The 12,876-nt window shown below is 69.2% G+C and carries 13 protein-coding genes; 6 read left to right on the forward strand and 7 right to left on the reverse strand.

Translation table 11 applies throughout. The features are described from left to right. Positions 1-25 precede the first annotated feature (25 nt). The 6 genes from BEN78_15400 to BEN78_15425 form a co-directional block, all read right to left on the reverse strand. Positions 26-691: a hypothetical protein gene (locus tag BEN78_15400; GenBank protein ID ASR44538.1), complete on the reverse strand. Its 666-nt coding sequence runs from the start codon at positions 689-691 to the stop codon at positions 26-28. Then, positions 688-1,356 carry a phosphoglycolate phosphatase gene (locus BEN78_15405; GenBank protein ID ASR44539.1) on the reverse strand — a complete coding sequence of 223 codons (669 nt, stop codon included), beginning with the start codon at positions 1,354-1,356 and terminating at the stop codon, positions 688-690. Before BEN78_15405 ends, BEN78_15400 begins: the two co-directional genes overlap by 4 nt. 26 nt (positions 1,357-1,382) lie before the next feature. Beyond that, the gene (locus BEN78_15410; GenBank protein ID ASR44540.1) at positions 1,383-2,093 is read right to left on the reverse strand and encodes a bifunctional 3-demethylubiquinol 3-O-methyltransferase/2-polyprenyl-6-hydroxyphenol methylase; all 711 of its coding nucleotides are present in this window, start codon (positions 2,091-2,093) and stop codon (positions 1,383-1,385) included. A gap of 10 nt (positions 2,094-2,103) precedes the next feature. Continuing rightward, complete coding sequence (locus BEN78_15415; GenBank protein ASR44541.1) at positions 2,104-3,447, reverse strand: N-ethylammeline chlorohydrolase; 1,344 nt, start codon at positions 3,445-3,447, stop codon at positions 2,104-2,106. A 2-nt stretch (positions 3,448-3,449) separates the two neighbouring features. Next, the gene (locus BEN78_15420) at positions 3,450-4,121 is read right to left on the reverse strand and encodes a hypothetical protein (GenBank protein ASR45185.1); all 672 of its coding nucleotides are present in this window, start codon (positions 4,119-4,121) and stop codon (positions 3,450-3,452) included. Between the two features lie 254 nt (positions 4,122-4,375). After that, positions 4,376-4,942, reverse strand: coding sequence for an elongation factor P (locus tag BEN78_15425; protein ASR44542.1), 567 nt, complete (start codon positions 4,940-4,942; stop codon positions 4,376-4,378). Positions 4,943-5,038: 96 nt separating this feature from the next. Here BEN78_15425 and BEN78_15430 point away from each other — a divergent pair, with 96 nt between their 5' ends. Together BEN78_15430 and BEN78_15435 are read left to right on the forward strand one after the other, a co-directional pair. Continuing rightward, on the forward strand, positions 5,039-6,082 hold the full coding sequence (locus tag BEN78_15430; GenBank protein ID ASR44543.1) for an EF-P beta-lysylation protein EpmB: 1,044 nt from the start codon (positions 5,039-5,041) through the stop codon (positions 6,080-6,082). A 23-nt stretch (positions 6,083-6,105) separates the two neighbouring features. Further along, a complete protein-coding gene (locus BEN78_15435; protein ASR44544.1) occupies positions 6,106-8,190 on the forward strand; it encodes a PAS domain S-box protein in 2,085 nt (694 codons plus the stop codon). 522 nt (positions 8,191-8,712) lie between these two features. Here the strand turns inward: BEN78_15435 and BEN78_15440 are convergent. Further along, positions 8,713-9,615 (reverse strand): zinc metalloprotease HtpX, encoded by a 903-nt coding sequence (locus BEN78_15440; GenBank protein ASR44545.1) that lies wholly within the window; start codon positions 9,613-9,615, stop codon positions 8,713-8,715. A 148-nt stretch (positions 9,616-9,763) separates the two neighbouring features. Here BEN78_15440 and BEN78_15445 point away from each other — a divergent pair, with 148 nt between their 5' ends. From BEN78_15445 to BEN78_15460, 4 genes are all read left to right on the forward strand, one after another. Further along, positions 9,764-10,672: a tRNA glutamyl-Q(34) synthetase GluQRS gene (locus tag BEN78_15445; GenBank protein ID ASR44546.1), complete on the forward strand. Its 909-nt coding sequence runs from the start codon at positions 9,764-9,766 to the stop codon at positions 10,670-10,672. Positions 10,673-10,725: 53 nt separating this feature from the next. Next, the gene (locus BEN78_15450; GenBank protein ASR44547.1) at positions 10,726-11,466 is read left to right on the forward strand and encodes a beta-ketoacyl-ACP reductase; all 741 of its coding nucleotides are present in this window, start codon (positions 10,726-10,728) and stop codon (positions 11,464-11,466) included. 142 nt (positions 11,467-11,608) lie between these two features. Continuing rightward, entirely contained in the window at positions 11,609-12,082 is a 474-nt protein-coding gene (locus BEN78_15455; protein ID ASR45186.1) for a polyhydroxyalkanoate synthesis repressor PhaR, read from the forward strand. 43 nt (positions 12,083-12,125) lie between these two features. Continuing rightward, positions 12,126-12,869, forward strand: coding sequence for a beta-ketoacyl-ACP reductase (locus BEN78_15460; protein ASR44548.1), 744 nt, complete (start codon positions 12,126-12,128; stop codon positions 12,867-12,869). Positions 12,870-12,876: the final 7 nt, after the last annotated feature.

A 12,876-nucleotide genomic window follows, 5' to 3' on the forward strand; every position in this document is an offset into this window, starting at 1 on the left:
CAGCGTGTCGCACGGGCCGCGGCGCTCAGCCGCGCGCCGCGCGCCAGCCCAGCCAGAGCACGGCCAGTCCGTTCGCCGGACGCAGTTGTCCGTGGCGCGCGAGCGTCCGCAGGCGTGCGGCGAGGATCGCGTTGCCGATCCGACGCGGCCGGGTCCCACCGTCGCGCTGCGGCCACCGCGCAAGCAGACGCGCGGCCAGCGACTGGTCGCCGCGCAGCATCGCCTGCGGTGCCAGCAGCGGTGCCGCAGTGATGCGCCCGGCCCCGCTGTCGCGGCGTCCATCGCCGAACAGCGCCATCTCGCACGCAGCCACGGCAAGGGCGAGGTCGTGCAGCCGCTCCAGGTGCGCGGCCGGCTCGGGGACAGCCTCACGCGTGGCCGGCAACAGTCGCAGCGCGAGCGCCAACGTGCCCCAGGGGGCGGCGTGCCGTTGCAGATGCACGGCCAACGGATGCCGGCGTGCGCCCTTGTCCCAGCCCTGCAGTTCTTCCTGCCACCAGGCCAGCTTGGCCAGCCCGGGTGTCGGGTCGCTGCCGCCCCAGGCGGCCTCGCCGAACTCGTCGAGCAATGCGAACCAGGCCTGCACCCGCTCGCGCAGGTCCGGGGCCACGAAGGCCAGGCCGATGCGCCATTCCGGCCATCGCGCCTGCCACTTGGCGAGGAAGTCGTCGTCGTGCGGGGCGGCGCTCATGTCGGGCGCGGCCAGGCGGCGGGTTGCAACAGGGCATCGGGCGTGTCGAGCATCGCATCGCCCTGCCAGGCGATCGGATCGTCATCGTCCAGGCGATACCCCCACAGCGCGACGATCGATGGCATGCCGGCCGCACGCGCGGCGAGGATGTCGCGCGCGTCGTCGCCGACGTAGACGCAATCGCGTGCCGGAATGTCGATCGCGCTGGCCGCGTGCAGCAGCGGCAACGGATGCGGCTTGCGCTCGGCCAGCGTGTCGCCGCCGATCAGGACGGCGCAGCGGTCCTGCCAACCGAGCTGCGGCAGGATGCGTTGCGCCAGCCCTTCGGGTTTGTTGGTGACGATGCCCCAGCGTGTGCCGGCGGCCTCGAGTGCGGCCAGCATCGCCTCGATGCCATCGAAGGGGCGGCTATGCCGACCCAGTTCCTCGCCGTAGACCGCCAGGAACTCCGGCACCAGGGCGACCACGCCCTCGGCATCGAGCTCGGGGAATGCGACGGCGGCCATCGCTCTCGCACCGCGCGAGACCACCGGGCGAACATCGGCCAACGCCAGCGGTGGGCGGCCGCGGGCGTCCCGCATCCGGTTGACCGTCGCCAGCATGTCGGGCGCGCTGTCGAGCAAGGTGCCGTCGAGATCGAACAACGCACCGGCCGGGAACGCCATCGGGACCTGCGCTGCCGCTGCGCCGCTCACGCTGGCTTCCGCGCCCAGGCGACGTAGTTGACGTCGGTCCGGCGGACCAGCCGGGCGGCGTTGCGCCACGGCTCGTACATCAGGCCGCTGACGTCCTTGAGTTGCAGATCGGCTTCGCGCAGCCAGCCGGCAAGCTCGGACGGCCGGATGAAGCTGTCGTAGCGATGGGTGCCGCGCGGCAGCAGCCGGGCGACGTACTCGGCGCCAACGATCGCCAATGCAAATGCGGCGGGCGTGCGGTTGAGCGTGGACACGAACAGGTGGCCGCCGGGACGCAGCAGGGTCGCGCAGGCCTGCAGGATCGCCGCCGGATCGGGCACGTGCTCGAGCATCTCCATACAGGTCACGACGTCGTAGCTGCCGGGACGCTCGGCGGCCAGGGCCTCGACCGACTGCACGCGGTAGTCGGCCTGGATGCCGGTTTCCAGCCCATGCAGGCGCGCGACCTTGACGAGATCCTCGGCCAGATCGATGCCGGTCACCTTGCCGCCGACCCGGGCCATGGCTTCGCTGAGCAGGCCACCGCCGCAGCCGACATCGAGCACGTCGGCGCCATCGAGCCGGGCGCGGGCACGCACGTATTCGAGCCGCGCCGGGTTGAGCGCATGCAGCGGGCGTTGCGGCCCGTCGACATCCCACCAGCGGCTGGCCAGTGCGCCGAACTTGTCGAGCTCAGCCTGATCGTAGTTGTCGTGTCGGGCGTTCATGCGGGCCTCGTCATGCACCGGTGCGTAGCGTTGAAATGCGGTCCCGCCACTGGCGGGCATTGGCGGCGATCGCCTCGAGGTCGAACCCGACCAGCGCGCGCGCGCGCAGCTTGGGCTGCCCGGCGATCCAGACATCGCTGACCTGGTGGCGGCCGGCGGCGTAGATCAGCTGGGAGACGACATGGTGCAGCGGCTGGGTCTCGATCGGCGACAGGTCGACGCAGATCAGGTCAGCCTGCTTGCCGACCTCGATCGAGCCGATCCGGTCGCCGAAGCCGATCGCGCGCGCGCCGCCGAGCGTGGCCGCGCGCAGCGCGGTGAACGCATCGAAGCCGGCCGCGTCGCCAGCCACCGCCTTGGCGAGGATCGCGGCGGTGCGGGTCTCGCCGAACATATCCAGGTCGTTGTTGCTGGCAACGCCATCGGTGCCGATCGCCACGTTGACGCCCGCGCGCTCGAGCGCACAGGCCGGGCAGAAGCCCGAGGCGAGCTTGAGATTGGATTCGGGGCAATGCACCACGCTGACGCCGCGCTCGGCGCACAGGTGGATTTCGCCCTCGGTCAGCTGGGTCATGTGCACCGCGATCAGGCGGTCGTTGATCAGGCCGAGCCGGTCGAGCCGCGCGATCGGCCGCTGGCCATACTGCTGCAGCGACTGTTCGACCTCCTGGGCGGTCTCGTGCAGATGCAGATGGATCGGCACGTCGAGCTGGTCGGCGAGCATGCGCACGCGCTCGAAATTGGCGTCGTTGACCGTGTACGGTGCGTGCGGCGCGAACGCGGTCGCGATCAGCGGATCGTCGCGCCACTGGTCGTGGACCTCACCGGCGCGGTCGAAGTACTCGTCGTCGCTGCTGGCCCAGGCGGTCGGAAAATCGATGACCGGCAAGCCGATGCGCGCACGGAACCCGTGCTGGCGGTAGACCGCCGCCTGCACATCGGGGAAGAAGTAGTTCTCGTTGACGCAGGTCGTACCGCCGCGCAGCATCTCGGCCAGCGCCAGCGTGATGCCGTCGGCGACGAACTCCGGTCCGATCACGGCGGCCTCGACCGGCCAGATGTGTTGTTGCAGCCAGACCATCAGCGGCAGGTCGTCGGCAATCCCGCGCAACAACGTCATCGGGTTGTGGGTGTGCGCGTTGACCAGGCCGGGCAGCAGCGCCGACTGTGGGCGGCTGACCGTCTGCGCGGGCGCGAAACGTTGCCGCGCCTCGGCGATCGGCAGCACGGCCACAATCTCGCCGCGGTGGACTGCGACAGCGTGGTCGTCGAGCACGATCGCGTGCGGCTCCACGGGCACGACATGGCCGGCTTCGATCAACAAGTCGATGGACTGGGGCGATGGATCTTGCATGCTCATTCGTCCGATGGCTTCTGAGCCCAGAAAAAGCCGCTTTCCAGGGCAGTCTGGTCGTAACGCGTCCCGTCGTAACGCAGGACACGGCTGGCGCGTCGGCGGGACGTGTCATCCCGATCGCTGCCGACCACGGTATGGGTCCGGGTCACGTCCGCCTGCACGCGCAGGTCGGCAAATCCATGATGGGCGGTGTTCTCGATGGCAATCGTGAGCTTGGCATTGTCGGTCACCACGTACTGGCCACGGCTCCAACTGCAGGGCTCGCCTTCCACGCGGGCCCAGAATTCGAGGTTGGAGGTGAAGACCGGGCGCAAGGCCGCGCCGTCGCGGACATACAGCGTCAGCTCGTCGTTGGCGCGCGCATCGGGGCAGCTCGGCCCGGGCGCCGAACTGCGCACCACGACGCCGAACGCACGCACGCCCTCGGCCAGGTCGTAGCGCGCGGTATCGAGCCGGAGCCCGCCTTCGATGAGGGCGAAGGCCGCATCCTCTTCCAGACTCGTCTCGTGCACGGCATGTACCTGCGCATCCGCCGTGCCCAGGACCGCGACGACCAGCCGCAATGCACGTTCGCCGACCTCGTCCGAACCCGGCAGCGGATACGCGACCGCGGCCAGGGTGAGCGCGGGATCGTAGGGCCAGGCCCGGCAGGCTTGCGCGGCAAGCGACACGCCCTCGCCGGCCGGCCGCAGACCGGCTTCGGACAGGGCGTGAAGCGTCTGCCCGGCGCAAGCATCGCGCACGGGCATCTCGTCCGCTGTGGCCGCGGTACTCGCAGCCGCCAACAGCATCAGCGCGCCACCATTGCGCCGCCATCGCGACGGCGTCGCGATGACGCGCACGATCGCCAAGGCGCCAGATCCCCGCCTGCGCGTGGGCGATGGCGTGGCGTCGCGGATCGCGCGGCGATGGCGCTGCGGATCGATCACTTGACGCGGCTGACGTACTCGCCGGACCGGGTGTCGACCTTGATGACTTCCTCCTGCCCGACGAACAGCGGCACGCGGACCACGGCGCCCGTTTCCAGGGTCGCCGGCTTGCCGCCGCCGCCCGAGGTGTCGCCGCGCACGCCCGGATCGGTCTCGGTGATCTGCAGCTCGACGAAGTTCGGCGGCTGGACCGCGATCGGCGTGCCGTTCCACAGCGTCACCACGCACTCTTCCTCGCCCTTGAGCCACTTCTCCGCGCCGCCCATGCCGGCCTTGTCGGCCTGCACCTGCTCGAACGACTCGGGATTCATGAAGTGCCAGTACTCGCCGTCGCTGTAGAGGTACTGCATGTCGGTGTCGAGCACATCGGCCGCTTCGACCGAATCGGTGCTCTTCATGGTGATTTCCTGTACCCGGCCCGTGCGGATCTGGCGGTACTTCACGCGCGTGAACGCCTGGCCCTTGCCCGGCTTGACGTATTCGGTGTCGGTGATGACCGCGGGCTCGTTGTTGACCAGGATCTTCTGGCCATTCTTGACGTCGTTCATGCCATAACTGGCCATCGCTCGCTCCTGCTGGGCCGGCGTCGCCGGCGGCTACACTATGGGGTTTCCCGGCAGCGGTGCACGCGGCCGGCTCGAATTGGATCGCAGTCGTACATGATACCCGCAGCCCCCCTTCCGACGCAGCCGCGCCGCTGGCAGCAACTCTGGCGCGATGCCGTGCGCGATCCGCGCGAGTTGCTCGAGCTGCTCGGGCTGCAGGCGCAGGCACTGGGCCTGTCGCCCGAGGCCGCCGCCCAGTTCCCGCTGCGGGTCCCGCGCGGCTTCGTGGCGCGGATGCGCCCGGGCGACCCGTTCGACCCGCTGCTGCGTCAGGTCCTGCCGCTGGATGCGGAACTGCGCCCGGCGCCGGGCTTCGGTCTGGATGCGGTCGGCGATGGCGCGGCCAAGGCCGGCCATGGCGTGATCCAGAAGTACGCGGGGCGAGCGCTGCTGGTCGCGACCGGCAGCTGCGCGGTGCATTGCCGTTACTGCTTCCGCCGCCACTTTCCCTATGCCGAGGAGACCGCGGCGGCTGGCGGCTGGGGCGCGGCGCTGGCGGCGATCCGCGACGATGCCTCGATCGAAGAGGTGCTGCTGTCGGGCGGCGATCCGCTGTCGCTATCGACCGCCAAGCTCGTCGAACTGACCGACGCGCTGCGCGGCATCCCGCATGTGCGGCGCCTGCGCATCCACACCCGGTTACCGATCGTGCTGCCCGAGCGGGTCGATACCGAATTGACCGACTGGCTGTCCGCACTGCCCTGGCCGCTGGTGATCGTGGTCCACGCCAACCACGCCAACGAGTTCGACGGTGAGGTCGATGCGGCGATGCGGCGCCTGCGCGCCACCGGCGCGGTGCTGCTGAACCAGGCGGTCCTGCTCAAGGGGGTCAACGACCGCGTCGAGACGCTGGCGGCCCTGGCCGAGCGTGGGCTCGAGGCCGGCGTGTTGCCCTACTACCTGCACCAGCTCGACCGCGTCGCCGGTGCGGCTCATTTCGAAGTCGACGATGCCACCGCACTCGCGCTGCACGCGGCGCTGGTCGCCAGGCAATCGGGCTATCTGGTGCCGCGTCTGGTCCGCGAGGTCGCCGGCGACGCCTCCAAGCGTGCCCTGACCGGCGTGCCGGATGGACGCCCGGCGCCCCCCGTGGCATAAGGCGCACTTCACTGGAGGCCGCCATGCCCGACAGCAACGCCGAGTCCGCGCTGCGCCTGTTGATCGTCGACGACCGCGTCGAGGATGCCGAGGCGGTCGTGAGCGGATTGCGCAATGCCGGCATCGCGGTCCGCCCGTTGCGGGCGACCTCTTCCGAGGAACTGGGCCGCCTGCTGACCGGCCAGGTGATCGATGTGGCGATCGCCGCCCATGCCGCGGTCACCCTGCCCTTCGCACAGGCGCTGCAGTGCATTGCCGACAGCGGCCAGGACATCCCGGTCATCGCGCTCGTCGATGCGCTCGATGAGACCGCCTTCATCGACGTCATGCTGGGCGGCGCGCGCACGGTGGCGCTGCGCCACGCGCCGCAGCAGCTGCTGGCCGCGGTGCGCGATGCCTGGGCCGATCGCCAGGCGCGGCGCAATCTGCGACGGCTCGAGGCCCGGGTCCGCGAGAGCGAGCGCCGCAGCGACGCGCTGATCGACTCCTCGCGCGATCCCATCGCCTACATCCACGAGGGCATGCACATCCGCGCCAACGCGGCGTACCTGGAGATGTTCGGCTACGGCGACTTCCAGCAGATCGAGGGCGTCTCGCTGCTGGACATGGTGGCGCCACAGCATGTCGATGCCTTCAAGACCCTGCTCAAGTCGCTCAGCCGGGGCGAACCGCCGCCGCTGCGCCACGAGATCGAAGCTCGCGACGCGGATGGCAACGCGTTTCCCGCCGCGATGGAGTTCACCGCTGCCCAGTACGAGGGCGAGCCCTGCCTGCAGGTCGTGTTCCGGCGCCGGGAGCTGATCGATCCGGAGCTCGCGCACGAGCTCGAAGCACTCCGTCAGCGCGACCACGTCACCGGCCTGCTCAATCGCCCGGCGTTCCTGCGCGAGCTCGAGGATGCGGTCGACGATGCCGCGCGCGGGCAATCGCGGCATGGCTTTCTGATGATCGAACCCGATCGGCACCAGCAGTTGCTGGCCGATATCGGCCTGGACCATGCCGACGATCTGCTTGCCGCGGCCGCCGCACGGCTCGAATCGCTGCTCGATGCGCCGGCCATCGCCGCGCGCTACGGCGGCACGACCTTCGCCGTGTTGCTGCGCGACGGCGACTACCACGCCACGGCCGCGCTGGCCGAGCGGTTGCGGGCGGGTTTCGCCGATCATGTGTTCGACATGGGCGCGCGCTCGACCGTGGTGACGCTGAGCATCGGCGGCATCCAGATCGGCGAAACCAGCGCCAACGTCGGCCAGGTACTGGCACGCGCGACGCAGGCGCTGGAGTCGGCGTCCGGCGCCGGCGGCGACCAGTGCGAGGTCTTCGACCCGGGCGCAGCCGACCGCCTGGAGCAGGAGCGGCTGCAGATCTGGATCGCGCGGCTGCGCGCCGCGCTCGACCACGACGGGTTCGTGCTGCACTACCAGCCGGTGATCAACCTGCAGGGCGATACCGCGCCGGTCTACGAATGCCTGCTGCGGCTCGACGGCGGCGATGGCGAGCTCGTCGCGCCGGGCACGTTCCTGCAGATCGCCGAGGACCACGGCATGCTGGCCCAGATCGACCGGTATGTGGTCAGTCGGGCGATCGCTGCGATTGCCCGGCGCCTGCACGAGGGGCGGCCCACGACGCTGTTGGTGAAGGTCAGTCAGGCCTCGCTCGAGGCCGCGGGGCTGGCGGCGTTCATCGGTGAGCAACTGGCGCATCACCAGGTGCCGGGCAAGTACCTGGTGCTGCAGTTGCCCGAGTCCAAGGTGTTCACGCATCTCAAGGCGACGCAGGCCTTCGCGGCGCATGTCGCGCGCTTCGATTGCGCGTTCGCGCTCGAGCAGTTCGGTGCGGGGCTGGATTCGTTCCAGTTGCTGACCCATCTGCAGCCGAACCTGCTCAAGCTCGACCGCAGTTTCACCCAGGGGCTGCCGAGCAATGCGGAGAACCAGGCGCGTCTGGGCGAGATCGCGGCGCGGGCGCGCGAAATCGGCATCCGCACGATCGCCGAATTCGTCCAGGACGCGGCCAGCATGTCGATCCTGTTCGCCGCCGGCATCGATTACGTGCAAGGCAACTTCCTCGCCCCGGCCGGGCCAGGCATGCACTACGATTTCGAGTAGTCGCCACGCGGCGCGAATCCGCGTTCCAAAGGTTCTTGGCCGACGTCAGGGGAATCTGGCTTGTGCCCACTCGATCACTCGATCAGGGGGCTTTCTTCTCCGGAACGCGCGTCGCGCCGGCCGGGGACTGCTCCCCGGCTCGGTCATCCATCCATGGATGACTCGCCGCCGCGGACCATCCATGGCCCGCTATCGCAATCCCCGACCAGCACGACGCACTGAGACCGGAAGCGCGCGACTTCTTCCAATACGACGCCGTCCCCCGTAGTCAGGCTGCGAACGCCCGCAGCAGCGGACTGGCGGGCGGTGGCCGCGACAAGCGCGCCATGGATGGCGCGCGCCCGAGTCAGGACAGGATGTCCTGCCGAGGGGAAAGCGGCTTCCGGCCGGCAGGCCGATGCCCATCCGAAGGAAGATAGCTCTCTCGGCAATACCCCTCATCTGAAGAAGGCCAATCAAGAGAAAGCCAAAAGAAAAAGCCCGCCGAAGAGGCGGGCTTTTCGTTCCACTAGAACATGAGGCTCAGGCCACCACGCCCTGCCGGACGCTGCTGCCATCGAGATTGGCGTTGCGCAGCGCGGTGATGCGCTCCTCGAGCGGCGGGTGGCTCATCAGCAGGCGCTTCAGGCCGCCGCCGACGCCACCGCTGATGCCGAACGCCGCGACCTGCTTGGGCAGCGTGCTCTCGCCGTAGGTCTGCGCCAGGCGCTCGAGCGCGGCGATCATCTTCTCGCGACCCGCCAGTTGGGCACCGCCGGCGTCGGCACGGAACTCGCGATGGCGCGAGAACCACATCGCGATCATCGACGCGAACAGACCGAAGATCATGTCGAGCACGAAGACGATCGCAAAGTAGGCAATGCCGCCGCCGTTGTCGCGGCCGCCGCTCAGGTAGCCGTCGATCGCCCGGCCGACCACGCGGGCCAGGAAGATCACAAAGGTGTTGAGGACGCCCTGCAGCAGGGTCATCGTCACCATGTCGCCATTGGCGACGTGGCTGACCTCGTGCGCCAGCACCGCCTCGGCCTCCTCGCGCGTCATCGCACGCAGCAAACCGGTCGACACCGCCACCAGCGACGCGTCGCGACGAGCGCCGGTGGCGAACGCGTTGATCTCCGGTGCGTCGTAGATCGCGACCTCGGGCATGCCGATGCCGGCCATCTGCGCCTGCCGCTGCACGGTCGTCAGCAGCCAGCGCTCAGCCTCGTTGCGCGGCTCGGTGATCACCTGCGCCCCGGTGAAGCGCTTGGCCGACCACTTGGAGATCGCCAGCGTGAAGAATGCGCCGCCGAACCCGAACAGGGCGGCGAACACAAGCAAGCCGGCGTAGGTCGATGGATTGATGCCGAGAACGGCCATGACGATGCTGACCAGGGCCAGCACGGCGAAGTTGGTGGCGATGAGGAGGGCGTAGCGCTTGAGCATCGGGGGCCTTTTGAAGGTCTGCCTGCGTCTGGCGGGATTGGAATGAGTGCGAAGAATCTGCGCACGCACCCCCATGATTTCAATTCACGGGCGGCGATGCCACAGTGTGCGCCCCGTGACAGTTCATGTTCGAGACAGTTCCGGCGCGATGTCGGCCCTTTCCCCCGCCTCCCGACCCTGCGGCCGCTTCGCGCCCTCCCCGACCGGCCCCCTGCATGCCGGCTCGCTGGTCGCCGCGCTCGGCAGTTGGCTGATGGCCCGCCGCAGCGGCGGGCAGTGGCGGGTGCGGATCGAGGATGTCGACCGGCCACGCGAGGTCGCCGGCGCCGCCGACGCGCAGTTGGCGATGCTGCGCGCCTGCGGCCTGGAGTGGGACGGCGAGATCGTGCGCCAGAGCACGCGCGACGCCCTCTACCAGTCAGCGCTCGACCGGCTGCTGGCCGACGGCCACGCGTTCGTCTGCCACTGCAGCCGCAGTGCGCTGGCAGCCGCCGGTGGGATCCATCGCGGGCGTTGCGTCGCCAGCCGCCCACGCCCGGATCCTGCGATCCGCCTGCGCGTGCCACCGGGCACGCGGATCGCCTTCGATGATGGACTGCGCGGCCGGATCGAGCAGGACCTGTGGGCAGAGGTCGGCGACTTCGTGCTGCGCCGGGCCGACGGACTGTGGGCCTACCAGTTGGCGGTGGTCGTCGACGATGCCGACCAGGGCATCACCGAGGTGGTCCGCGGCGCCGATCTGCTCGATTCCACGCCGCGGCAGATCCTGCTTCAGCAGCGGCTCGGGCTGCCCACTCCGCGCCATGTGCACCTGCCGCTGCTGCGCGACGCCGCCGGGCGCAAGCTGTCCAAGTCCCTCGGTGCGCAGGCCCCCGACCCAGCCGATCCCCTGCCCGCGCTGCGCGCAGCCTGGCAGGCATTAGGGCAGTCGCCACTCACCGCCGACAGCGTGCCGGCTTGGCGTGCAGACGCGCTCGAGCGCTTCGATCCGGCGCGTATTCCGATCGCCGATCCGGTTGGTGCATCGCACACTGGACGCGCTCCGCGTCATGGCTAGACTGGCTTGTCGTCGCCATGGGGCGACGCCTGCATCGCAACGGGAGGGCGGCAATGAGCGCACGCGTGGCATTGGTCACCGGCGGCACCGGCGGTATCGGCACGGCCATCGTCAGGCGCCTGGCCGACAGCGGCTATCGCGTCGCCACCAATTACCGCAACGCGGAGAAGGCGCAGGCCTGGCAACAACAGCTGCGCGAGGCCGGCTACCAGGTCGCGATCGCGGCCGGGGATGTGTCTGACCACGTCGAGGCCGAGCGCATGGTGCGCGAGGTCGAGTCCCAGCTCGGGCCCATCGACATCCTGATCAACAACGCCGGCATCACCCGCGACGGCACGTTCCACAAGATGCACGCGCTGCAGTGGCAGGACGTCATCAACACCAATCTCAACTCGGTCTACAACGTCACCCGACCGGTGATCGAGGGCATGCGCGAGCGCAAGTGGGGCCGAATCATCCAGATCAGTTCGATCAACGGCCTCAAGGGGCAGTACGGCCAGGCCAACTACGCCGCGGCCAAGGCTGGCATGCACGGCTTCACGATTTCGCTGGCGCGTGAGAACGCCAAGCTCGGGATCACCGTCAACACGGTTTCGCCCGGCTACGTCGCCACCGACATGGTGATGGCGGTACCCGAAGAAGTCCGCGCCAAGATCGCCGCCGACATCCCGACCGGCCGGCTGGGACGCCCGGAGGAGATCGCTTACGCGGTCAACTTCCTGGTGGCTGAGGAAGCATCGTGGATCACCGGCTCCAACCTCGACATCAACGGCGGCCACCACATGGGCTGGTGAGGGGGCGGCCGCGCCGCGTGTCCATACCGCGGCGGACGGTCGGCAGCGCCTTGCGGCCGGCCGCATTCATGCCTTGTTCCAGTTGCGCCCCCTTCCTCGCTGCGCCATGCTGCGCGGCATCAAAGACTTGAGTACCGGCTTCATGGGCGCCACGCGCATCATCAAGAAGTACCCCAACCGTCGACTCTACGATACGGAAATCTCCAGCTACATCACCATCGAGGACGTGCGCCAACTCATCGTCGACGGCGAGAACTTCGAGGTGCGCGACGCCAAGAGCGGCGAGGACCTGACCCGCTCGGTCCTGCTGCAGATCATCTCCGACCAGGAGTCGGACGGCGAGCCGGTGCTCTCGACCCAGTTGCTGAGCCAGATCATCCGCTTCTACGGCGATTCGATGCAGGGGTTCATGGGCAGCTACCTGGAACGCTCGATGCAGGTCTTCCTCGACCAGCAGCAGCAGTTCCGCCAGCAGATGGGCGGCCTGCTCGGGCAGACGCCATGGGCGATGATGAACCAGCTCACCGAGCGCAATTTGGAAATGTGGAAGGAATTCCAGAAGACCATGACCGGCGGCGTCCACACCGACCGCCCGGGCGACAAGCGCGGCCGTTGATCCAGCGCGCGCCGCATCCGTGCCCGAGCGGGCGCCCGTTCGCATGAGCGCGTCGCCTCGGATCGCGCTGGTCACCGGCGGCCTGGGCGGGATCGGCCGCGCAATCTGCATGCGCCTGGCCGCCGATGGCTGCCGCGTGATCGCCGCCGACTTGGCGCGCGATCCTGCGCGGCTCGAGACCGGCCGCGATCCGGCGGCACCACAAGTGGAGACGCTGGCGCTCGACGTCGGCGACTTCGACGCCTGCGCGGCGGCGGTCGCCGACATCGAGGCACGGCATGGCCGGCTCGACATCCTGGTCAATGCCGCTGGCATCACCCGCGATGCCACCCTGCGCAAGATGACGCGTACGCAGTGGGACGAAGTGCTGCACATCGATCTGGGCAGCGTGTTCAATCTCTGCCGCCACGCGGTCGAGGGCATGGCGACGCGCGGCTTCGGACGCATCGTCAACATCAGTTCGGTCAGCGGCCAGACCGGGAATTTCGGCCAGACCAACTACGCCGCGGCCAAGGCTGGCCTGCACGGATTCACGATGTCGCTCGCACGTGAGGTCGCCGCCAAGGGCATCACCGTCAACAGTCTGTCGCCCGGCTACATCGCCACGCCGATGACCGCGGCGATGCCGCCTGAAGTACTCGCGCGCACCGTCGCCAGCGTGCCGGTGGGCCGCGTCGGCCAGCCCGAGGACATCGCCCGTGCGGTCGCGTTCCTGGCGGCCGACGATGCCGGCTACATCACCGGCGTCAACCTGCCGGTCAACGGCGGCTTGTTCATGAGCTTCTGAAGCCCGG

Origin of the sequence: Xanthomonas citri pv. mangiferaeindicae, from assembly GCA_002240395.1 — a bacterium.
Lineage (GTDB): Bacteria > Pseudomonadota > Gammaproteobacteria > Xanthomonadales > Xanthomonadaceae > Luteimonas > Luteimonas citri_A.